Origin of the sequence: Vibrio vulnificus NBRC 15645 = ATCC 27562 (assembly GCF_002224265.1) — a bacterium.
GTDB lineage: Bacteria > Pseudomonadota > Gammaproteobacteria > Enterobacterales > Vibrionaceae > Vibrio > Vibrio vulnificus.
In genome coordinates, this window is sequence record NZ_CP012881.1 from 336,515 (window position 1) to 358,886 (window position 22,372).

Below are 22,372 nucleotides of genomic sequence, written 5' to 3' on the forward strand. Positions count from 1 at the left end.
GGCTGACGTTTTTATTGAGCGATTGTTGCTTATTCTGGTTTGAACATTTCAAGCAAACCTGCGGCGTAAAAAGTTTCTGTCTGGATATGCGCTATCATGAAAATCAAAAGAATCAACGAAAATCCATAGTTAAAACGATTGGTTACTTTGACTTTTGTAACCTCACATCCGTTACTGGCCGCTTTTAAACCGACTAAAACAAACGGATAAGCAATAAGCATTACCATAATGATCGTCAGATAGGTTGAGAGTAGTTCCATCCTGGTTACCTCCCTATAAGAATACTTCCATATACCTAAACAATACCCTAGCAGCTTAGCGTTACAATTCGCGGTCAGGCCACCTGTTTAAACACAGCAAACTCTTTGCTTAGAGTGAGTAAGCCATACAACAACCTTGCTGACGCTTGCGCCAAGGAATTACCTGAGGAGGATAGCAGAGTTGGTTAGGAAAATGGTCATATGGCAGCACCCAGTTTCAAAAATCCCGAAACCCATCTCATGTTTGGCAACATTTACTTGAACAACGCCAATTAATGTACTGCTTAGCCACAAAACGCTTAACGGGTTGGAGTTTGCATCAATGCCTTGGCTTGATCAATGGAGCGGATGACCGATTCTCTGTCCAATTTAGGATCATTAGAATCCAGCAAATAGGTCCACGTATTAATCGCTTGCTGAAAACGAAAAGAGATAAAATGATCATTCGCGACCAGCGATAAGGCGGCTTCATTGTAAGGTTCAAGTTGTAAGGCTTGCTCAAGTAAAAGACTGACCTCATCACCCATTTGCTGAGATCCAAGGTAGTACAATGCGGTTGCTTTTGCCGCAAGTTGAGTAGAGGACGGCTGCTCGGTCAGCTGTATTGCATAGTCGAAACAGATCAAAGCAGCATCCAACTCTTTATTAAGCAGGTACCCTTGCCCAAGTTGAAACCACAACTCCGCATCATTCGGATTCTCTTTTAATTGAACTTGCAGTTGCGCCATCAAGTCCTCTACCGTCATGCTCTTTAACATCGCATTTTCTGGCTTTGGTTCAGGGCGGGAGCTCTGCAGTACACCATAGGTAATCACAGCACCAACCAGCGTTAAGAAGCTAAGTAGATACCATTGTTTCGCCGCCCATTTCGCGGCCGCCATCCAGATACTGATCAGAAAAAACAGCATCATAATTGTCGCGATAATTAACCAGCTATCCATATGATTATCCTTTAGAAAATGAGCATTCAGCTTAGCAAACTTTTTCAGCGCCCGCTTTGACCCATTACCAACTTCCTATCGACAAAAAAGAAAAAAGCCAGATAGTTTGCACTATCTGGCTTTGTTATGTCGTTGCTAAGCAAGATTACTCTTGGTCGGCTGCGTCATCGTTGTCTGCTTGAGGAGCTTGTGCCTGAGGTGCTTGCTCAGTTGCTTCCGTTGCGTCCACTTCTTCGCCTTCTGGCAGCTCAGTTTCTTCAACTTCATCAATGCGCTGTAAGCCCACGACCGATTCGTCTTCTGCAGTACGGATCAGAGTGACACCTTGAGTGTTACGACCCACTTGGCTCACTTCCGCCACACGAGTACGTACTAGTGTACCAGCGTCCGTGATCATCATGAATTCGTCGCCGTCTTCAACTTGAACCGCGCCAACAACACTACCGTTACGCTCAGAAACCTTGATAGACACAACACCCTGAGTGCCGCGGCCTTTGGTTGGGTACTCTGACAGCACTGTACGTTTACCGTAACCATTTTCAGTCACAGTCAGTACATCGCCTTCATTCTTAGGCACGATCAGCGATACAACTTGATCGCCGTCAGCGAGTTTCATACCACGAACACCCGCCGCGGTACGGCCCATTGGACGTACACCTTTGAACTTGATCTCTGGCTGACCATTCTCATCAAGAACTGGTTGACCATTTTCATCCAGTACTGGGCTCTCTTCAGCTTCTTTGAAGCGCACCACTTTACCAGATTTAGAGAACAACATGATTTCGCTTTCGCCGTCAGTGATATCTACACCAATCAGCGAATCTTCGTCACGTAAGTTAACAGCAATAAGACCATTTGCACGTACGTTAGAGAACTGATCAAGTGAGGTCTTCTTAACGGTACCATCACCAGTCGCCATGAAGATAAACTTATCAGCACTGAACTCTGTCACAGGCAGAATAGCCGTAATACGTTCGTTTTCTTCAAGCGGCAACAAGTTAACAATTGGCTTACCACGAGCCGTGCGGCTGGCGAGAGGCAATTGGTATACTTTCAGGCGGTAAGTCTTACCACGTGTTGAGAACAATAGAATGTTATCGTGCGTATTCGCAACCAACAGACGTTCGATGTAATCTTCATCTTTCATCTTAGTTGCGCTCTTACCTTTACCACCACGACGCTGTGCTTCGTAGTCGCTTAGAATTTGGTACTTAACGTAACCTTCGTGAGAAAGCGTCACAACAACGTCTTCACGAGCGATCAGCTCTTCCAAATCGATATCATGCGTAGCCGCTGTGATCTCAGTACGGCGAACATCGCCAAAGGCATCACGAACCGATTGCAGCTCTTCACGAATCACTTCCATCAAACGTTCAGTGCTTGCAAGGATATGCATCAACTCTTTGATTTCGTCCAGTAGCGCTTTGTATTCGTCTAGGATCTTCTCGTGTTCTAGGCCAGTTAACTTGTGTAGGCGTAGATCAAGAATCGCTTGAGCCTGAGTTTCCGTTAGGAAGTACTGACCATCACGGATGCCGTACTGAGGTTCAAGCCAATCTGGACGAGCAGCGTCAGTCCCGGCGCTTTCAAGCATGGCAGCTACGTTGCCCAGATCCCAGCCACGAGCTACTAAGCCCGCTTTCGCTTCTGCAGGAGTCGCTGCGTTACGGATCAGTTCGATGATTTCATCGATGTTCGCAAGAGCCAGCGCCAATGCTTCAAGGATGTGGGCACGATCGCGTGCTTTCTTCAACTCGAAGATAGTACGACGAGTGACGACTTCACGACGGTGATCAACGAAGCACTTCAACATCTCTTTCAAGTTGAATAGCTTTGGCTGGCCGTTATCAAGCGCAACCATGTTGATGCCGAAAGTCGTTTGCAGCTGAGTTTGGGCGTAAAGGTTGTTTAGAACCACTTCACCCACTGCGTCGCGCTTACATTCAATAACAATGCGCATACCGTCTTTGTCTGACTCGTCGCGCAGTGCACTGATGCCTTCAACTTTCTTATCTTTCACCAGCTCAGCGATCTTTTCGATCAAACGAGCTTTGTTCACTTGATATGGGATCTCAGTAACGATGATGGTCTCTTTGCCATTCTTCTCGACTTCGATTTCCGCTTTTGAACGCATGTAGATTTTGCCGCGACCAGTTTTGTACGCGTCAATAATGCCTTTACGTCCGCTAATCAAAGCAGCCGTAGGGAAATCTGGACCAGGAATGTAATCCATCAGCTCATCAATCGTGATGGCTTCGTTATTGATGTATGCAAGACAGCCATCAATCACTTCCGTCAAGTTGTGCGGAGGAATGTTGGTTGCCATACCTACTGCGATGCCGGAAGAACCGTTGACCAGCAGGTTTGGAATTTTCGTAGGAAGAACCGCAGGGATCTGTTCTGTACCGTCATAGTTTGGTACGTAATCCACGGTTTCTTTATCTAGGTCAGCCAAAAGCTCGTGGGCGATTTTCGCCATGCGAACTTCGGTATAACGCATTGCTGCCGCGGAGTCACCATCGATCGAACCAAAGTTACCTTGGCCATCGACCAGCATGTAACGTAGCGAGAACGGTTGTGCCATACGCACGATGGTGTCGTATACCGCACTATCACCATGAGGGTGATATTTACCGATTACGTCGCCGACGACACGGGCAGATTTTTTATATGGTTTATTCCAGTCGTTGCCTAGTACATTCATCGCGTAAAGCACGCGGCGGTGTACTGGTTTTAGGCCATCACGCACATCCGGAAGAGCACGACCCACGATAACGGACATCGCGTAGTCAAGGTATGAACCTCTTAGCTCATCTTCAATGTTTACGGGCGTGATCTCTTTAGCTAGATCGCTCATAGAGCCATTATCCCTCTATTTTCTGATCGTATGTACAATACGTGTAAGGTGCAAAAATATAACACACAATTCCCTAGTTCGGCATCACTTTCCCTGTCCTTTTATCAGGTTGTGACCTCGGTTGAGAATCAATCGAAGAGAAATTGCACATTTTTTGTCTATGCTGCTGATAAAGGATGTAATTTTGACCAGTTCAGCACAAAAAGCAGTTTCTCTATGGAGGAAAAAAGCGAAGGCGTTATAATGCCGTCCTATTTTCAAGGAAGCAGAATCATCCAGAGCAGCGCTTATGACTAAAACACAAAACGTTGACCCAAACGAAATCAAAAAATTCGAAGACATGGCTTCTCGCTGGTGGGACTTGGAAGGTGAGTTTAAGCCACTTCACCAAATCAACCCGTTGCGTCTGGATTACGTACTGTCAAAAGCAGATGGTTTATTTGGCAAGAAAGTGCTCGATGTCGGCTGCGGCGGTGGCATTTTAGCCGAAAGCATGGCAAAAGAAGGCGCTGTTGTGACGGGATTGGACATGGGCAAAGAACCCCTTGAGGTTGCTCGTCTGCATGCTCTTGAAACCGGTACCAAACTCACGTATATCCAAAGCACTATTGAAGATCACGCTGCTGAAAATGCACAAATGTACGATGTCGTGACATGCATGGAAATGCTAGAGCACGTTCCCGACCCACAGTCTGTAATTCGTTCTTGTGCCGCACTGGTTAAACCGGGCGGCCACGTGTTCTTTTCTACCTTAAATCGCAATATCAAATCGTATCTGTTTGCGATTGTTGGTGCGGAGAAACTATTGAAAATCGTTCCCGAAGGAACACACGACCATGACAAGTTCATCCGCCCTTCTGAATTGATTAAGATGATCGACCAAACCGATTTGTGTGAACAAGGCATCACCGGCTTGCACTACAACCCGCTGAGCGACACCTACAAATTAGGGCGTAATGTTGATGTCAATTACATCGTTCACACTCAGAAGTTTTAACGTAAAGTGAATGTAATTTTTAAAGGCAGTAGCACAAAACTACTGCCTTTTTTAGTTAAAGCATGCACGTTTTTTGTGCTTGCGATTCCATTTTAACCAAGCCAGTTTTCGCATACAAAAAAGCATAAAGATCAAGAAAAATATTTTCGTTTGCGGTTAAGAATAAACCGATCCAAAAATCACACTTTTCTTCATCCAAGTGCGCTCTTTTCTCATCGGTAAGTGTTTACTTACAGTTTTTTGTAATTTTGCAAGTTATCCACAAGTCATCCAGAGTCTGTGCCTTGAAAACCGATGCCAATAGCACTATCTTGTAACCCGAAAACATTAGTACCCCTATATGTTGTGTTTGAACTACAATATGTAGATAGACTTTGATCACAAAGCCACGAAGAAATTTACAGTTGTTTCAATAGAAACACACAAAAATAAGGCTTTTATCAGTTTTGTTAGGGAAAGAAAGCAGAATGAACCAACAACTTACCGTCACCAAGCGTGATGGCCGTAAAGAAAACATCGATCTAGAGAAGCTCCATCGCGTGATTACTTGGGCCGCCGAAGGCCTAGACAACGTCTCTGTTTCACAAGTAGAACTGCGCGCTCACATTCAGTTCTATGATGGCATCACGACGAGCGATATCCACGAGACTATCATCAAATCTGCTGCTGACTTGATTTCTGAAGAGACGCCAGATTACCAATATTTGGCGGCTCGTCTTGCAGTCTTCCACTTGCGTAAAAAAGCATACGGTCAATATGAGCCACCAACGCTGTACGATCACGTTGCGCGCCTCGTTGATATGGGCAAATACGACAAGCATATCCTTGAAGACTATACCAAAGCAGAGCTCGATGAACTGGATGCTTACCTCGATCACAAACGTGACCTCGATTTCTCTTACGCGGCTGTAAAACAGCTTGAAGGTAAGTATTTCGTGCAAAACCGTGTAAGTGGTCAAATCTACGAAAGTGCACAGTTCCTGTACATTTTGGTAGCCGCTTGCCTATTTGCAAAATACCCAAGAGAGACACGCCTAGATTACGTTAAGCGTTTCTATGACGCGACATCGACCTTTAAGATTTCGCTACCAACGCCAATCATGTCTGGCGTGCGTACACCGACTCGTCAGTTCAGCTCATGCGTTCTGATCGAATGTGGTGACAGCCTAGATTCGATTAATGCGACAGCGAGCTCTATCGTACGTTACGTTTCTCAACGTGCGGGTATCGGTATCAACGCAGGTCGTATTCGTGCGTTGGGGTCTGAAATCCGTGGTGGTGAAGCGTTCCACACGGGTTGTATTCCGTTCTACAAATACTTCCAAACTGCCGTGAAATGTTGTTCTCAGGGTGGTGTGCGTGGTGGTGCAGCAACAGTATTCTACCCAATGTGGCACGGCGAAGCTCGCTCACTCATGGTACTGAAAAACAACCGCGGCGTTGAAGAAAACCGTGTCCGCCACATGGACTACGGCGTTCAGTTGAACAAACTGATGTACCAACGTCTAGTTGAGGGTGGCAACATCACTCTGTTCTCACCATCCGATGTCCCAGGACTTTACGATGCGTTTTTCGAGAACCAAGCGGAATTTGAACGTCTGTATGTGAAATACGAAAACGATCCGTCAATTAAGAAAGAGACGGTAAAAGCGCTCGAGATGTTTACATTGCTCATGCAAGAGCGTGCGTCTACTGGCCGTATTTACATTCAGAACGTGGACCACTGTAATACACACAGCCCGTTTGACGCAGAAGTCGCGCCAGTTCGCCAGTCAAACTTGTGTCTGGAAATTGCACTGCCAACCAAACCACTTGCTAACGTAGAAGATGATTCAGGCGAAATCGCGCTCTGTACCTTGTCGGCTTTCAACCTTGGTGCAATCAACACACTTGACGATCTAAAAGAGTTGTCTGAATTGGTGGTGCGTGCTCTGGATGCACTGCTTGATTATCAAGATTACCCACTACCAGCGGCGTACAAATCAACGATGAACCGTCGTACTTTGGGTGTGGGTGTGATCAACTACGCGTACTACCTTGCCAAACATGGTGTGAAATACTCAGATGGCAGTGCCAATGGTTTGACTCACCGTACGTTTGAAGCGATTCAGTACTACCTATTGAAAGCATCGGTTGAGTTGGCGAAAGAACAAGGTAAGTGCCCACTGTTCCACGAAACCAACTATGCAAAAGGCTTAATGCCGATCGACACGTACAAGAAAGACATCGATTTGATCTGTGATGAACCCCTTCATTACGACTGGGATGCACTGCGTGCTGAGATCATGGAACATGGTCTACGTAACTCGACACTCACCGCGCTAATGCCTTCCGAGACCTCTTCTCAGATTTCTAACGCGACGAACGGTATCGAGCCACCACGTGGTTATGTGTCGGTCAAAGCATCGAAAGACGGTATTTTGAAGCAGGTTGTGCCTGACTTCATCGAGTTGAAGAACAACTATGAGCTATTGTGGAATATCGGCTCAAACGATGGCTACCTACATCTTGTTGGTATCATGCAGAAGTTCGTAGACCAAGCCATTTCGGCAAACACGAACTATGATCCTGCTCGCTACGAGAGCGGTAAAGTGCCAATGAAGAAACTGCTGCAAGATTTGCTCACCGCGTACAAGTTTGGCGTAAAAACGCTTTACTACCATAACACCCGTGATGGCGCGAAAGACGAGCAAAAAGACGCAGTTCAACCACAAGATGACGATTGTGCAGGCGGCGGTTGTAAGATTTAATCTTCCCCACCCATAATCGAAACCAATACAGACTATCGAATGCCTCCCCTGAAGGGGAGGTTAAAAGGAATTGAGGCATCATGGCTTACAGTACTTTTAACCAAACTAAAAATGACCAGCTCAAAGAACCGATGTTTTTGGGCCAATCGGTTAACGTTGCACGTTACGACCAGCAAAAGTTCGAGATCTTTGAAAAGCTGATCGAAAAACAATTGTCTTTCTTCTGGCGCCCAGAAGAAGTCGACGTATCGAGCGATCGCATCGACTACAACAAACTGCCTGATCATGAGAAGCACATCTTCATCTCAAACTTGAAGTACCAAACGCTGCTTGATTCGATCCAAGGCCGTAGCCCGAACGTGGCATTGCTTCCGTTAGTTTCTCTTCCTGAGCTAGAGACATGGATTGAAACTTGGTCTTTCTCTGAAACGATTCACTCTCGTTCTTACACGCACATCATTCGTAATATCGTCAATGATCCAAGTGTCGTGTTTGATGACATCGTCGAAAACGAACATATTCTTAAGCGTGCGAAAGATATCGCACACTACTACGATGATTTGATTCAATTGACCAACGACTACCACCGCTTTGGCGAAGGTGAGCACGTGGTGAATGGCGAAACCATTAAAGTTAGCCTGTACGAGCTGAAGAAAAAGCTCTACTTGTGTCTGATGTCCGTTAACGCGCTCGAAGCCATTCGCTTCTACGTGAGCTTTGCATGTTCATTTGCTTTCGCAGAGCGTGAGCTTATGGAAGGCAATGCAAAAATCATCAAACTGATCGCTCGTGACGAAGCACTGCATCTTAACGGTACTCAGCATATGATTAACATACTGCGCAATGGTCAAGATGATTTCTCTTTCATGCAAATAGCAGAAGAAGCCAAGCAACAGTGTTTTGATTTGTTCAAAGAAGCAGCTGAGCAAGAGAAAGAATGGGCAGAATACCTGTTCAAAGATGGTTCGATGATTGGCCTGAACAAAGACATTCTTTGTCAGTACGTTGAATACATTACCAACATCCGCATGCAAGCCGTTGGTCTTCCAGTCGCATACCCGAATGCAACCTCGAACCCAATTCCTTGGATTAACGCTTGGTTGTCTTCTGACAACGTGCAAGTGGCACCACAGGAAGCGGAAATTTCCTCTTACTTGGTAGGACAAATTGACAACGAAGTTCACTCAGACGATTTTGAGGGTTTTGAACTCTAATGCCTAAAATCCGCATCAACAAACTACACAGTTTTGAATCCAATCGTGCTAACACCATTTTGGAAACGATGGAACAAGCAGGGTTGCTGCCAGAATATAACTGTCGGGATGGGCACTGTGGTGCATGTCGCTGCAAGCTTGAGTCTGGCGAAGTGGAGTATGTGGGTTTTGCCATGGCCTATACGCAAAGCAATGAGATTTTGCCGTGTATCTGCCGCGCGAAAACAGATGTGATATTGAGTGACGTCAATTACGTGATGAAAGAAAAACGCGCTTAGTGTTTTTTGACCGAGAAACAGAGAGCCAGCAAAAAATATGCTGGCTCTTTTCATTTCTGCGTGGGCAAAAACAAATCGCGCTTAACCCAACAGATTTATTTCACGAGACTGCTCGGTACAAACATCTCTTTAACTTTTGTCACCGAGAAATACTCACCAAACATCGGTTTCTTTTCCAAATAGCGGCGTAATAAATCTGCAGCCACCGTGCTAATCACTCGACTCGCGTCTTCTTTACCATATACTCGATTGAGCTCAAGCACCATGCCCCACTCACCACCATGGGCTGATAACGCCACAGAGAATTGTTTTCCGTTGAGTTTACCGGTCACCAATGCCAGATCCGTCGAACATTTTTCACGCGTCGCTCCTGCCAAGGCAAAGACGGCAGCCAGCGGATTGCTGTTATCAATGCTCTCACTGCCTTTCGCCGACAACACCCAAGCATGACCACTTTGCTCTGCAATGTTGTCATCCGATTGCAACCAACTCGCTAAATAGCCAAAACTGCTCTGTTCAGCGGTTGCCAAGGTGAGTCCTTTCTCTTTCAACATATGACCTATGTGCTGCGTCATCGACTCATCGACACTCACCACGTTGCCTTCCAGCAACTTGTAAATCAGCTGCATTACCTTGACACGTTCATCAAGGGCATCTTTTGGTCCAAACAGTTTCACTTCAATAAATGGCAAACTTGAGCGGTAACCTAACTCGTAGCCTTGAGGCAGCTTCAATGCATCAAGCTTATCTGAAATGCCAGACTCAGACAGGCCAAACGTATACAAACGGCTACATTGAAACGCTTCGTTGTCTGGCCATTGTTTTTTCAAATCTGGCAAAATCTGCGTTTCCACCATCACTTTGAACTCACGTGGCACACCAGGCGTAAAGTAAAATACCGCCTCATTGATATTCATTTTGAAACCACACGCAGTACCAATCGGGTTATCTACAATCTCGGCTATTTCAGGCAACATGGCTTGTTTCAAGTTGCTGTCCGGCATAGGGCGATTGCGCTCACGGTACATCTCTTCCATGCGAGTCAACCACTCTTTAAACAGCACAATTTTACATTCGGCGGCTTTGGCTGCCGCTGCCGAACTCATATCATCTGTGGTTGGTCCTAAACCACCATTGACGATGACGACATCATTGTTAAAGCTCAGCATGAGTAGCTCTTCGACCAAGGCATTCATTTGATCCCCAACGGTCGAACGCTTAGTCAGGGCAAAACCTTGCTCATACATGACGCTTGAAAGCCAAGCGGCATTCGTGTCGACAATGTCACCGTGAAGGACTTCTTCACCTGTACTCAACATGGCAATTTTCACGAATCGTATTCCTTAAATAATCTGGAGTCATTCACTCTTAAAGCGATATATTTTGGTTAGACCAAACTCTTATGCCAATTGTTTCGGCTAAATTGATGACAGCTGTTCCCATAAAGGTCACTTTAAGGGATAATTGTGAACTCGATCATCTAACACAACTTGGAGACCTTTTGTGTCAAAGCAAATCTTAAAAACTACAGCTTTGAGTGGACTCATTCTTACCGCTTCTGCATCTGCTACCGAACAATACGACTTCAGTAAGCATATAGAATTTTCATACAGCACAAACTGCCTTCAAGAGTACTGTGTCAGCGACAACTTGTATAGCTACAAGCCTACTACTACGTTGTCTTTAGACGAGCCGAGCAATGAACTGAATTTGGACGCCGGTACGCAACCTAAGCACTACATTGTCCCGCAAGATAAAGACTGGGACTATCTGATGGGCCAAACTTACACCATTCTTGGTTTGAGTGTAGCGACAGTAGGCTTGATGACTTTGTTACCAGAAAGCATTACCAAGTGGGATGACGATGCTCGAGACATCAGTAATCTAGGTAGCAAGTGGAAAGACAACGTTTCCTCGGGTCCAGTATGGGACCGCGACGAGCACTTCTTAAACTACATCATGCACCCATATTTTGGCGGTGTATACTACACAGCAGCACGTCACGCTGGATACAACGAATTTGAATCGTTTCTTTACTCTTCTGTCATGTCGACGTTCTTCTGGGAATACGGCGTAGAAGCGTTTGCAGAAGTACCATCATGGCAAGATATCTTCATTACGCCATTTTTCGGTGCCGTGGTTGGTGAAATCATGCTCGAAACGGAGCAAAACATTATCGCCAATGGTGGTGAAGTTTTAGGATCCGAAACAGTGGGCGATGTGTCACTGTTTTTCCTTAACCCTGTTGGTCATATCCATTACTGGGTCAGTAACGCTTGGGGTGGCAGTGCCGAAGTCAACTTTGTTTCTAATCCTTGGTTTGGTAATCAGGATGCGGCCAAATATGCGTTGGACTCTGGCTACGCTTACGACAACCAGTTCTATGGGTTTGATTTCAAAGTCACATTCTAACCAGCCATTTTTGTATCGGGCGACCTCAACGGTCGCCCTTTTTGTGCCCTACCACTGAATTTCTCCATCCACTTTGGGGATTAGGTGAAAAACTTGACCTTAGTCAAACCTGTCATACATCGATAGCTTCTACACTGAAATCAGACAAGGATTATTTCTTTTAATCAACAAGTTGCTTGATGTGTCAGGGGGAAGTTATGAACAGTGTATTCATCGTTAATTTCGTTGGTAGAGCCTCTCCAACAACGATCAAACAGTTAGCGGCTATTACTCATGAAAATGGGGGTAAATGGCTAATCAGCAAGGTTAACTTCATTGAAGACCAAGTGGCCGCAGTGATTAAAATTGACATGCCGTCACAGCACGTTCAAACCGTTAAAGATGCCTTCAGCTCTCACCCAGACTTGATTGTTCAGTTTGTAGATTCAGACTCAACGATTCACGACAAAGAAACCATCTTCCAACTTCGTCTCGATTCGAATGATCGTGCCGGTATTGTCAATGAGATCACTCACGTGCTCGACAATCAAGGCATCAGCATTCTTGACATGGATTGCCAACGCGTATTTATTGCTGGCGGTGGTGGTGTAAGCTCCAGTTTATTTACCGCTAATATGGCGATTAAATTGCCTGTCGAGCTCGATATAGAAGACGTCGCCAACGAGCTAGAATCCTTGAGTGAAGACACTCGCGTGATTATCGAGTCTTAACAAACAAAAAGAGCAGCCAACTGGCTGCTCTCCTTTCTTACTCTATATAACCATAACCGGACTTACTGTACCGACCAAAGTGATAATGTACGTTTAAAGTCTTCGTAGCCAAACTCGTTGAGTTTCTGAATTTCACCATTGGTGCGCTCACAGTATACGGAAGGCATCTTCAGACCGTTGAACCAGTTCAGTTTCACCATAGTGTAACCTGCACTATCAAGAATGTGCAGACGCTGGCCAACTTGCAGAGGCTGGTCAAACTTAGCCACACAGAATTGGTCACCAGCCAGACAAGAACAAGAACCAATTACGTACTCATGTTCACCATTTTCTGATGCTTCAAGCACTGATGCAGGTTCTTTGTAGATCAGCGTATCAAGGCGGTGTGCTTCTGTTGCAGAATCTACGATTGCCGTTTTCATGCCGTTTTCAACCAAATCCACCACGGTCACAACCAAATCGGTGGTTTTAGTGATGATCGCTTCACCTGGCTCTAGATACATCTGTACGCCGTGCTTCTCAGAGAACGCTTTCAGCGCTAGACCCAGTTTTTCTACATCGTAACCTGGCCACGTGAAGAACACGCCTCCGCCCATGCTGACCCAATCAAGTTTGTTGAGGTAAGCACCAAAACGCTCAGAGATGGAATCCAGTAGCGCGATGAAGGCGTCCACATCTTTGTTTTCACAATTCATGTGGAACATCACGCCGTTGATGCTATCAAATACTGCCGGATCAATATGATCAGCCTGTACACCTAAACGTGAGAATTGGCGAGCGGGATTTGCCAAATCTTGGCTTGCGTAACTCACACCAGGATTCAAGCGCAAACCGATAGACGCTTTGCCTTCAACGATATGACGGTGTGCTGCCAGCTGAGACTGTGAGTTGAAAATGATTTTATCGCACAGTTCCGCAACTTCACGAACATCATCTTCACTATACCCCACACTGTAAGCGTGTGTTTCGCCACCAAACTTTTCATAACCTAGCTTCACTTCGAACGGGCCTGAGCTCGTCGTACCGTCTAGGTAAGGTTTGATGATGTCGAATACACCCCAAGTCGAGAAGCACTTCAGTGCCAATACCAATTTAACCCCAGAAATTTCTTTTAACTGCTTAGCAATCTCTAGGTTTTGGATCAACTTTGCTTCGTCAATCATGAAAAATGGAGTTTTCAATTGCTCTTTGTTCATCTTTATCATCACTTTAACTGAACAAAGCCGGTGCAACGCACCGGCTTGAAGATAGGACTGAATAATACAGCGAAAGGCTTACTTCAGTGTATGAATCGTTGGTTGACCCGGTGTTAGCTCTAGCACATCCCAGTCCAAACCAATGGCTGGCATGGTTTCTAGGAACGGATCTGGATCCAACTGCTCCATGTTGAATACGCCAGCCTCTGCCCAAGCACCGCGGAAATATTGCAGTGCAGCAGTAATCGCTGGAACACCTGTGGTGTAGGCAATGGCTTGGTGCTCGACGTCTTTGTAAGCAACTTCGTGGTCTGCGTTATTGTAGATGAACACACTACGCGCTTTGCCGTCTTTCTTACCTTGAACCCAAGTACCGATACACGTCAAACCGGTGTAACCTGGAGCCAAAGACGTTGGATCTGGCAACATCGCTTTCAACACTTGCAGAGGCTGAACCACAGTACCGTCATGGAGTGTTAGTGGCTCTGGGCTCAACAAACCGATGTCACGCATGCAGTTGAAGTAGTTTAGGTAACGATCACCAAAACCCATCCAGAATTCAATGCGCTTAGCAGGGATGAACTCTTTCAGCGAGCGAACTTCATCGTGCGCCATTGAGTACACTTTGAAGTTACCACATTTCGGGAAATCAAACTCTAGCATACGAGTATGACAAGGAACGCGCTTCCACTCTTCGTTTTCCCAGTAGAAAGAATCCCCTTGGATTTCCAATAGGTTCGTTTCTGGGTCAAAGTTGGTTGCAAATTTCTTACCGTGATCGCCTGCGTTGATGTCCATCACGTCAATGGTATCGATCTCATCAAATAGGTGCTTCACTGCATACGCAGCGAAAACAGAAACAACGCCAGGATCGAAGCCCGCACCAAGGATGCCCGTGATGCCCGCTTCTTCGAACTTAGCACGGTATTTCCACTGCTCGTCGTAAGCTTCTGGTACTTGCTGACCTTCACTACATAGGTCAACCGCTACCGATGTATCTAGGTAAGACACTTTCGCTTGGTAACACGCTTCCATAATGGTCAGGTTTACCCAAGGAGGGCCTGCATTGATAACCAAGTCAGGTTTTACTTCCTTGATCAGTGCAACCAGCGAGTCCACATCGTCAGCATTCACAGCACGAGCTTCAAGTTTCTTACTTGAATCTTTCAGGTTGTTACGACCATGAATCGATTCAATGATCTTTTCACACTTGTCTAAAGTGCGAGAAGCGATAGTAATGTCACCTAGAACATCGTTGTTTTGTGCTGCTTTGTGTGCAATTACCCAGCCTACGCCGCCTGCACCAATTTGTAAAATTGCCATAGTTTTCCGTTACCTTTATTGCGCTAGCTCAGCCGCTAGAGTGTTGATTTTAGATAGTAAAGATTCAAAATCTGACATCTTCAGACATGGGTTAAGAATCGTGAATTTCAGCGCTGTTTTGCCATCAACGATTGTTTCACCCAGGACTGCCACACCGCGAGTCAGTGCCTCCAGTCTCAGCGTTTTATTCAACTCATCCAGATCCGAACCTAGAGTAGAACGGAACAAGACAGTGGATAGTGAAGGCTCAGCCAATAATTCGAAGCCTTCTGTATTACGCACTAAGTCAGCCACCTCAAGTGTTTGACCTAGAATGTGGTCGTACATCGCGCCTAGCGCTTTCGGACCCACGTTTTGCATCGTCATGAACACTTTCAAAGCGTCAAAACGTTTAGTAGTCGCGATCGATTTGTCCACCAAGTTCGGCAGTTCATCGTGTTCGCGGTTTAAGTAATCGGCATGGTGCAACAAGAACTTGAAGTTCTGCTTGTCGTTAACAAGCACAGCACCACAACTGATTGTTTGATAGAACAGTTTGTGGAAATCAACACTCACTGATTGCGCACGCTCAACCCCTTTTAAGCGCGCTTTCTGACTGCTCAGAATCAGAGCACCACCGTACGCACCATCAACGTGCATCCACAGGTCGTGTTTTTCTGCCACGTCAGCAATGGTGTTCAAATCGTCAATCGCACCGTGGTCTGTCGTACCGGCTGTACCCACAACAGCAAATGGAATCAAACCTTCGGCTTTCGCCTGCTCTACCGCAGCTTCCAGCTTAGTCACATCCATTGTGCCATTGGCGTGTGCATCGATGGTCAAAACCGCTTTTTCGCCCAAGCCCATCCAAGAAGCGGATTTTTGCACTGTGAAGTGCGACTTCTTAGAACAGATAATGCGCAGTTTGTCAGCGTAATCTGGAAGACCAAGCTTCTGGATTGAGTGGCCACTCAGTTTGTCTGCAATCCAATCACGAGCCAGCATTAGGCCCATTTGGTTGCTTTGAGTACCGCCACTGGTGAAGATACCGTCTGCTTTCGCACCCAGCTCATACTTGTCGCACAGCCAGTTAATCACTTTCTGTTCAACGTAAGTAGCAGATGAAGATTGATCCCATGAATCCATAGATTGATTCAATGCTGCGATCATTGCTTCTGCAGCCACCGCTGGCATCAGTGGAGGCGTGTGCAAATGCGCGATACAGTCAGGGTGCTGAGTAAAGATAGAGTTCTTAACAACGAGCTCTGTTGTTTCGTCGATGATCGCTTTAAGTGGTGCGTTTTTGTTGTCTAGATCAACCGCGTAAATCGCAGATTCTAACGCTTTCGGATCCATACCTGAGTAAGGTGCATCCACTTCTTCAAACGCATTCTTCAGTGCCGCAGTCGTGTGGTTCATCACCGATGCGAACTCTTTGCTACCGTTTACGCCGGTGTGGATAAAGTGTTTTTTCCACTCGGCATTTTCTTCAACCGCTTTTAGATTGCCACCCGCCGCGAGAATCGCTTCTTCCAAAATGCGTAGGGCAAAATCAAGCTGCTCAAAAGAGATGATCAGAGGAGGAAGGAAACGGATAACCGAACCGTCACGACCGCCTTTCTCGACCATCAAACCGCGCTCTAGCGCAGCACGTTGAATGGCAAGAGTCAGCTGACCATCAGAAACAGGCTCACCAAACTTATTCAACTCTGAGCCTGGCTTACGGATTTCAACGCCCAGCATCAAGCCTTTGCCACGAACTTCCGCAATACAATCGACGCGTTGTTGGATTTTTTCCAAGCCGTGACGTAGGTACTGACCTGCCACATTTGCGTGTTCAACAAGCTTATCACGCGTGATAATTTCAAGCGCTTTTGCACCAGAAACCATCGCGAGCTGGTTACCACGGAAGGTACCCGTGTGTTCACCCGGACGCCATGTGTCATGCTTTTTGTTAATCACTAGTAGCGACATTGGTAGACCACCACCAATGGCTTTAGATAGACACAATACGTCAGGCACAATGCCCGCTTCTTCAAACGCGAAGTGATAACCTGATTTGCCAACACCACATTGGATTTCGTCGAAAATCAATAGCATACCGTGTTCGTCACAGATACGACGAAGTTCACGTAACCAAAAAGCTGGAGCAGGAATAACACCGCCTTCACCTTGAACAGGCTCAACAATGATTGCTGCAGGTTTCATGATACCCGCCTCGTCATCGTTAAGAAGACGTTCGATGTAGCGGATACTCGCTTTTGCACCTTCGTCACCACCCAGTCCAAACGGACAGCGTAGGCTGTATGGGAAAGGCATAAAATGCACATCCGACATCAAACCAGTACGACGAGCTTTGGTATTCAAGTTACCCATCATACCCATGGTACCGTTCGTCATACCGTGGTATGCACCGCGGAAAGCAAACATGGTGTTGCGACCAGTGGTTTGTTTCGCCAGTTTGATGGCCGCTTCCACAGCATCCGCGCCAGATGGGCCACAAAACTGGATCACACAGTTGCTGCCAAGCTCTTCAGGTAGGAAGGCTTTTACCGATTTGATGAAATTGGTTTTTGCTGTCGTCGCAATATCAAGTGTTTGATATGGAAGACCAGAATCGAGCTGCTCTTTTAGCGCTTGATTGATTTCCGGGTGGTTGTAACCCAGTGCCAAAGTACCCGCACCAGCAAGACAGTCCAAAAAGATCTGACCACGAGTATCTTCCACTAGACAGCCATAAGCCTGCTTAATTGCGATAGGCAAACGGCGTGGGTAAGAACGTACTTCTGACTCGTGCTCAGCCTGATCAAGTAACACTTGATCTGGCGTTAAATCATAAATTCCTTCAACAACAGGAACTTGAGAAGAAAAGATAGTCGCGATAGTGTTAGTATCGACTTCAAAGGCGGTGCTCATACATTTTCCCTTGAAATAAAAAAAATGATTCTCGCCCCCGGCGCACTCAGTAACTCTTAGTACGTAATTGGGACATGACCAAGCCTTCCGATTGGCGTTAAATAACGGGTACGGAATAGCGACCATTACATCGAATGGTAAAGTATCGGTCTTAAAATCAAGGCTCGGTAATGCTTCTGTTTTGCAAAACAGGGCATTCAGGAAGTATGAAGCTGATTAATGTGTGATTATTAAAAAAGTTCAACGTTGGGTTTCCCATTTACATGCCGCTGCTTAAGCAACATTAGTATCCCGTCTATCGACAAAAGGCTCTGTCGATACCTACCCTACGTAGTGTCACAATCAGCTTGAATGGTCACTACGCGTGTCCCCCAGAACTACTGTCCGAGATTGCGCGCGAATTTAGCACAATTAGAAATAGACTGGCAACAAGTTTTAATAATAATTTTGCTGATTAGCTCGCACTATAAAATGCAAGAATAGAGAATAACAAGAAGAAAACGGGACGAAACGACACCACACGGGCAACATCGACTTGAAGAATCGCTGAAAACAAAAAAGCCCAGCATTTCTGCTGAGCTTTTGTGTTTGGAGCGACACACGAGGTTCGAACTCGTGACCTCAACCTTGGCAAGGTTGCGCTCTACCAACTGAGCTAGTGTCGCATCTGTTCTTTCGAACGATATTAAATGGTGCCCCGGGCCGGACTTGAACCGGCACGACTCGAAAGTCGAGGGATTTTAAATCCCTTGTGTCTACCAATTTCACCACCAGGGCACACAAAACTTGTTATGGCTTGCACCATTTCGATATCGCTTTCGCCATATCTTAAAATTTGGAGCGACACACGAGGTTCGAACTCGTGACCTCAACCTTGGCAAGGTTGCGCTCTACCAACTGAGCTAGTGTCGCAAATGGAGGCGCGTCCCGGAGTCGAACCGAGGTCCACGGATTTGCAATCCGCTGCATAGCCCCTCTGCCAACGCGCCTTACATCACCCTTAAGAGGTTGCTCTCTCTTGGGTACGGGATGCATTCTACCCATTCATTAAAACGAGTCAACACTATTTTTTTGTTTTTTAAATCGTTTGAGCACAAAATATGCTAAAAGCCACAAATTGCTCATTTTAAAGGCAGACTTTTCCCACATAGAGTCAAGATTATCTAGAATAATCCTTGTCTTACACAACTTATACTTACGCCTTGATCGTGAACTTCACGCATAAAAAAACGGGCTTGCGCCCGTTTTCTCTATATTAGTGATGTTCTTCATTCAACAAGTCATCTTTCGCGGCCATCAAATACTGCACCATCGACCAGTAAGTTAGGAATGTGGCAATGTACAATGCACCGAAACCTAACCAAACCATCCAATCGTCATAACGCCAGATCAATACCCAAAGCGCAAACATTTGACTCACGGTTTTTACCTTGCCCACCCAAGAAACCGCAACGCTGGCACGCTTACCAATTTCTGCCATCCACTCACGCAGTGCTGAAATGATGATTTCTCTTGCAATCATGGTCACGGCTGGAATCGTTACCCAGATGGAATGATAGTGCTCTGTAATCAAAATCAAAGCGGTTGCCACTAGTACTTTATCCGCCACTGGATCGATAAACGCACCGAAACGAGACGTTTGACCCAGTTTTCTCGCTAACATCCCATCGAGCCAATCGGTAAAACCGGCAACCCAAAACACCATTGCCGCAGCAAAAGGAGCCCATGAATAGGGAAGATAAAACGCAACGACAAACACTGGGATGAGAAATAATCTCATTAGTGACAATATGTTGGGGATGTTCAAACGCATATTATTATTCTCTTACACTTTGCGCGCTAATGGTGCTGGATTTTCACTATTGTTTCAATGCTTGATAGATAATTTCTGCCAAAGAGTGACTGATGCCCGGCACTTTGGCGATTTCTTCAACACTTGCGCGCTTGAGCTCTTGTAAGCCTCCCGTGTATTTCAACAGCGCCTGACGGCGTTTGGGCCCTACGCCTTCAATGCCCTCTAACGCACTCGTTTTGCGCGTTTTTCCGCGCTTCGCTCTGTGCCCAGCGATTGCATGATTGTGGCTTTCATCACGGATGTGCTGGATTAAATGTAGAGCCGGAGCATCACTTGGCAAATGAAACTCATCGCCATCAACCGTAATCAAAGTTTCCAAACCTGGTTTACGAGTGACCCCTTTTGCGATACCGATCATGACGGGTCGCTTCGGCCAATCTCCCCAGTATTGCGCGATGATTTCGTGTGCTCGATTAAGTTGTCCTTTACCACCATCAATAAAAATAACGTCTGGAATTTTCTCGACATCCAGTTGTTTGGCGTAACGACGCTCTAAAGCTTGTCCCATGGCTGCATAGTCGTCACCACCTGTGATTCCGGTAATATTGTAGCGACGATACTCTTGCTTAACCGGACCTTCACTGTTGAACACCACACAAGAGGCAATCGTACTTTCGCCCATGGTATGAGAAATATCAAAGCACTCCATACGAGCAATCGAGTCCATCGCAAGGACGTCACGCAATGCCTTAAAGCGTTGATTGATCGTCATCTTGTGATTGATTTTGGTCGTCATTGCCGTCAACGCGTTGGTATTCGACAATTTGAGGTAACGACCACGAGACCCAGATGGCGAGGTATGAAACTGTACTTTCCGCCCAGCGACATCACTGAGCGCCAGCTGAATCGCCTCGACATCCGCAGCCAGTTCCTGATTGAGAATGATGCGCGATGGAATCGTCCGAGCTTCGTTGTGGCTCAAATAGTATTGCGTCAAGAAGCTGTCAAACACTTCTTGCGCATTGGTGTTTTGAGGAATCTTAGGAAAATGACTGCGACTTCCCAGAACCTTACCTTGGCGAATCATCAAGATATGGATGCATGCAATGCCGTTTTCTTGTGCAAAACCGAGCACATCCATATCTTCTTGGCTATCTTCCGAAACGTATTGTTGTTCCTGAACGCGACGAATCGCTTGGATCTGATCACGAAATTTTGCCGCATCTTCAAATTTAAGCTGCTGGCTTGCCAGTTCCATCTTCTGCACTAAAAGCTCTAGAACTTGGTTATCTTTACCTTGTAAAAATAGACGTAAGTAACCCACTAGCTCGGCATAATCGACATCAGAAATGACACTGCTGACACATGGGCCTGCACAGCGACCAATCTGGTACATCAAACAAGGACGTGTTCGATTCGCATAGACGGTGTCTTCACACTGTCTCACCGGGAAAATCTTCTGGATCAAGTGCAAGGTTTCACGTACTGCACCAGAGTCCGGATAAGGTCCGAAATACTCGCCTTTTTTCTTCTTAGCACCACGATGCAGAGATACCCTAGGATGGCGATGAGCACTAAGGAAAATATAGGGATAAGACTTATCGTCTCGCAGCAGGACGTTATACTTCGGCAAATATTGCTTAATGTAATTGTGCTCAAGAATCAGCGCTTCCGTTTCTGTGTGCGTCACGGTCACATCAATTTTGGCAATATTACTCACCAACGCTTTGGTTTTTTCGCTGTCGACTTTTTTGCGGAAGTAGCTTGAGAGGCGTTTTTTGAGATCTTTGGCTTTACCGACATAAATAACAACAGCCTCGGCGTTATACATTCGATAAACGCCAGGCTGATGAGTTACTGTCTTGAGAAAAGATACCGAATCAAAAATTTGAGTCACACTAGAGAGTCTCGGTATCTAACATTCCGTGGCGAATCGCCAAATGGGTCAACTCTACATCACCATTAATCGATAGTTTGCTAAACAAACGATAACGATAGCTGTTGACAGTTTTAGGACTGAGATTTAACTGCTCAGAAATATCTGTCACCTTCTGACCTTTCGTGATCATCATCATGATCTGAAGCTCGCGCTCAGAGAGATCCTTGAAAGGGTTTTCGGACGCAGGCGAAAACTGGCTTAACGCCATTTGCTGCGCAATTTCTGGTGAAATATAACGTTGTCCACTGTGGACAATACGAATTGCATTCACCATTTCATCTGGGCCAGCGCCTTTGGTTAAATAACCAGAAGCCCCCGCTTGCATCACTTTAGTTGGAAACGGATTTTCCGTATGAACAGTTAAGACGATGATTTTTACGTCAGGATTAACACGCAAAATTTTCTTGGTAGCTTCCAAGCCGCCAATACCAGGCATGTTCATATCCATTAAAACGACGTCTGCATGATTGCTACGACACCATTTTACCGCATTCTCACCGCTATCAGCTTCTCCTGCTACGTTCATTCCACGGACGTCTTCAATAATACGTCGTATCCCTGTGCGAACCAGCTCGTGATCATCTACAAGGAAAACATTGATCAAACTTGTATCTCCACACTATTAATTGGCTCTGTTCCACATCAAGTGTGGATATCAGTACAGTTGCCTATATTACTGCATTTACTCTGAAAATGCCTTCTATGAATATGTGCCGAAACGCAAACTTTAGCAAGGACTTATTGGATACGGTGGCAAATATCGGAAGCCACTTTAACAATTTTGTTTTTAAAAGGAGACACTTAC

Annotated in this window: 16 protein-coding genes and 4 tRNA genes; 6 read left to right on the forward strand and 14 right to left on the reverse strand. The window is 45.9% G+C overall.

Annotated elements, in window-relative coordinates; all coding sequences use genetic code 11:
* Positions 1-29: 29 nt before the first annotated feature.
* From AOT11_RS01440 to gyrA, 3 genes are all read right to left on the reverse strand, one after another.
* Positions 30-260, reverse strand: coding sequence for a hypothetical protein (locus tag AOT11_RS01440; protein ID WP_017422326.1), 231 nt, complete (start codon positions 258-260; stop codon positions 30-32).
* Positions 261-559: 299 nt separating this feature from the next.
* Positions 560-1,201: a TPR domain-containing protein gene (locus AOT11_RS01445; RefSeq protein ID WP_017422327.1), complete on the reverse strand. Its 642-nt coding sequence runs from the start codon at positions 1,199-1,201 to the stop codon at positions 560-562.
* Positions 1,202-1,346: 145 nt separating this feature from the next.
* On the reverse strand, positions 1,347-4,058 hold the full coding sequence (gyrA, locus tag AOT11_RS01450; RefSeq protein ID WP_017422328.1) for a DNA topoisomerase (ATP-hydrolyzing) subunit A: 2,712 nt from the start codon (positions 4,056-4,058) through the stop codon (positions 1,347-1,349).
* A 289-nt stretch (positions 4,059-4,347) separates the two neighbouring features.
* Between gyrA and ubiG the strand changes: the two genes are divergently transcribed.
* The 4 genes from ubiG (at position 4,348) to yfaE (ending at position 9,297) form a co-directional block, all read left to right on the forward strand.
* Positions 4,348-5,055 (forward strand): bifunctional 2-polyprenyl-6-hydroxyphenol methylase/3-demethylubiquinol 3-O-methyltransferase UbiG, encoded by a 708-nt coding sequence (gene ubiG / locus AOT11_RS01460; RefSeq protein WP_017422330.1) that lies wholly within the window; start codon positions 4,348-4,350, stop codon positions 5,053-5,055.
* Positions 5,056-5,522: 467 nt separating this feature from the next.
* Positions 5,523-7,805 (forward strand): class 1a ribonucleoside-diphosphate reductase subunit alpha, encoded by a 2,283-nt coding sequence (gene nrdA / locus AOT11_RS01465; RefSeq protein ID WP_026060844.1) that lies wholly within the window; start codon positions 5,523-5,525, stop codon positions 7,803-7,805.
* A gap of 80 nt (positions 7,806-7,885) precedes the next feature.
* Positions 7,886-9,019, forward strand: coding sequence for a class Ia ribonucleoside-diphosphate reductase subunit beta (nrdB, locus tag AOT11_RS01470; RefSeq protein WP_017422332.1), 1,134 nt, complete (start codon positions 7,886-7,888; stop codon positions 9,017-9,019).
* Positions 9,019-9,297, forward strand: coding sequence for a class I ribonucleotide reductase maintenance protein YfaE (gene yfaE / locus AOT11_RS01475; protein WP_017422333.1), 279 nt, complete (start codon positions 9,019-9,021; stop codon positions 9,295-9,297). The genes nrdB and yfaE overlap by 1 nt, the downstream gene beginning before the upstream one ends.
* Positions 9,298-9,392: 95 nt before the next feature.
* On the opposite strand, the gene AOT11_RS01480 is transcribed toward yfaE, so the two are convergent.
* Positions 9,393-10,628: a CinA family nicotinamide mononucleotide deamidase-related protein gene (locus tag AOT11_RS01480; protein WP_017422334.1), complete on the reverse strand. Its 1,236-nt coding sequence runs from the start codon at positions 10,626-10,628 to the stop codon at positions 9,393-9,395.
* Positions 10,629-10,812: 184 nt separating this feature from the next.
* Here AOT11_RS01480 and AOT11_RS01485 point away from each other — a divergent pair, with 184 nt between their 5' ends.
* Complete coding sequence (locus AOT11_RS01485) at positions 10,813-11,709, forward strand: DUF3943 domain-containing protein (protein WP_170861605.1); 897 nt, start codon at positions 10,813-10,815, stop codon at positions 11,707-11,709.
* A 197-nt stretch (positions 11,710-11,906) separates the two neighbouring features.
* Positions 11,907-12,419 carry a glycine cleavage system transcriptional repressor gene (locus AOT11_RS01490; RefSeq protein ID WP_026060845.1) on the forward strand — a complete coding sequence of 171 codons (513 nt, stop codon included), beginning with the start codon at positions 11,907-11,909 and terminating at the stop codon, positions 12,417-12,419.
* 62 nt (positions 12,420-12,481) lie between these two features.
* On the opposite strand, the gene nspC is transcribed toward AOT11_RS01490, so the two are convergent.
* From nspC to uvrY, 10 genes are all read right to left on the reverse strand, one after another.
* Entirely contained in the window at positions 12,482-13,615 is a 1,134-nt protein-coding gene (nspC, locus tag AOT11_RS01495; protein ID WP_026060846.1) for a carboxynorspermidine decarboxylase, read from the reverse strand.
* 78 nt (positions 13,616-13,693) lie between these two features.
* Positions 13,694-14,938, reverse strand: coding sequence for a carboxynorspermidine synthase (locus AOT11_RS01500; RefSeq protein WP_017422337.1), 1,245 nt, complete (start codon positions 14,936-14,938; stop codon positions 13,694-13,696).
* Positions 14,939-14,953: 15 nt separating this feature from the next.
* Entirely contained in the window at positions 14,954-17,833 is a 2,880-nt protein-coding gene (locus AOT11_RS01505) for a pyridoxal phosphate-dependent class III aminotransferase (RefSeq protein ID WP_026060847.1), read from the reverse strand.
* Positions 17,834-18,422: 589 nt separating this feature from the next.
* Positions 18,423-18,498, reverse strand: a tRNA-Gly gene (locus AOT11_RS01515).
* A gap of 25 nt (positions 18,499-18,523) precedes the next feature.
* Positions 18,524-18,610, reverse strand: a tRNA-Leu gene (locus AOT11_RS01520).
* Between the two features lie 59 nt (positions 18,611-18,669).
* A tRNA-Gly gene (locus AOT11_RS01525) sits at positions 18,670-18,745 on the reverse strand.
* A 3-nt stretch (positions 18,746-18,748) separates the two neighbouring features.
* A tRNA-Cys gene (locus AOT11_RS01530) sits at positions 18,749-18,822 on the reverse strand.
* Between the two features lie 266 nt (positions 18,823-19,088).
* On the reverse strand, positions 19,089-19,646 hold the full coding sequence (gene pgsA, locus AOT11_RS01535; RefSeq protein WP_017422339.1) for a CDP-diacylglycerol--glycerol-3-phosphate 3-phosphatidyltransferase: 558 nt from the start codon (positions 19,644-19,646) through the stop codon (positions 19,089-19,091).
* A gap of 46 nt (positions 19,647-19,692) precedes the next feature.
* Positions 19,693-21,525: an excinuclease ABC subunit UvrC gene (gene uvrC, locus AOT11_RS01540; RefSeq protein ID WP_017422340.1), complete on the reverse strand. Its 1,833-nt coding sequence runs from the start codon at positions 21,523-21,525 to the stop codon at positions 19,693-19,695.
* A 1-nt stretch (position 21,526) separates the two neighbouring features.
* Positions 21,527-22,171 carry a UvrY/SirA/GacA family response regulator transcription factor gene (gene uvrY, locus AOT11_RS01545; RefSeq protein WP_011080857.1) on the reverse strand — a complete coding sequence of 215 codons (645 nt, stop codon included), beginning with the start codon at positions 22,169-22,171 and terminating at the stop codon, positions 21,527-21,529.
* Positions 22,172-22,372 lie beyond the last annotated feature (201 nt).

Excerpts from the sequence above, each read along its gene's own strand:
- gyrA (WP_017422328.1), bottom strand. The coding sequence starts at position 4,058 with ATGAGCGATCTAGCTAAAGAGATCACGCCCGTAAACATTGAAGATGAG.
- AOT11_RS01490 (WP_026060845.1), top strand. The coding sequence starts at position 11,907 with ATGAACAGTGTATTCATCGTTAATTTCGTTGGTAGAGCCTCTCCAACA.
- nrdB (WP_017422332.1), top strand. The coding sequence starts at position 7,886 with ATGGCTTACAGTACTTTTAACCAAACTAAAAATGACCAGCTCAAAGAA.
- nspC (WP_026060846.1), bottom strand. The coding sequence starts at position 13,615 with ATGAACAAAGAGCAATTGAAAACTCCATTTTTCATGATTGACGAAGCA.
- yfaE (WP_017422333.1), top strand. The coding sequence starts at position 9,019 with ATGCCTAAAATCCGCATCAACAAACTACACAGTTTTGAATCCAATCGT.
- pgsA (WP_017422339.1), bottom strand. The coding sequence starts at position 19,646 with ATGCGTTTGAACATCCCCAACATATTGTCACTAATGAGATTATTTCTC.
- AOT11_RS01505 (WP_026060847.1), bottom strand. The coding sequence starts at position 17,833 with ATGAGCACCGCCTTTGAAGTCGATACTAACACTATCGCGACTATCTTT.
- AOT11_RS01500 (WP_017422337.1), bottom strand. The coding sequence starts at position 14,938 with ATGGCAATTTTACAAATTGGTGCAGGCGGCGTAGGCTGGGTAATTGCA.
- ubiG (WP_017422330.1), top strand. The coding sequence starts at position 4,348 with ATGACTAAAACACAAAACGTTGACCCAAACGAAATCAAAAAATTCGAA.
- AOT11_RS01440 (WP_017422326.1), bottom strand. The coding sequence starts at position 260 with ATGGAACTACTCTCAACCTATCTGACGATCATTATGGTAATGCTTATT.
- nrdA (WP_026060844.1), top strand. The coding sequence starts at position 5,523 with ATGAACCAACAACTTACCGTCACCAAGCGTGATGGCCGTAAAGAAAAC.
- AOT11_RS01445 (WP_017422327.1), bottom strand. The coding sequence starts at position 1,201 with ATGGATAGCTGGTTAATTATCGCGACAATTATGATGCTGTTTTTTCTG.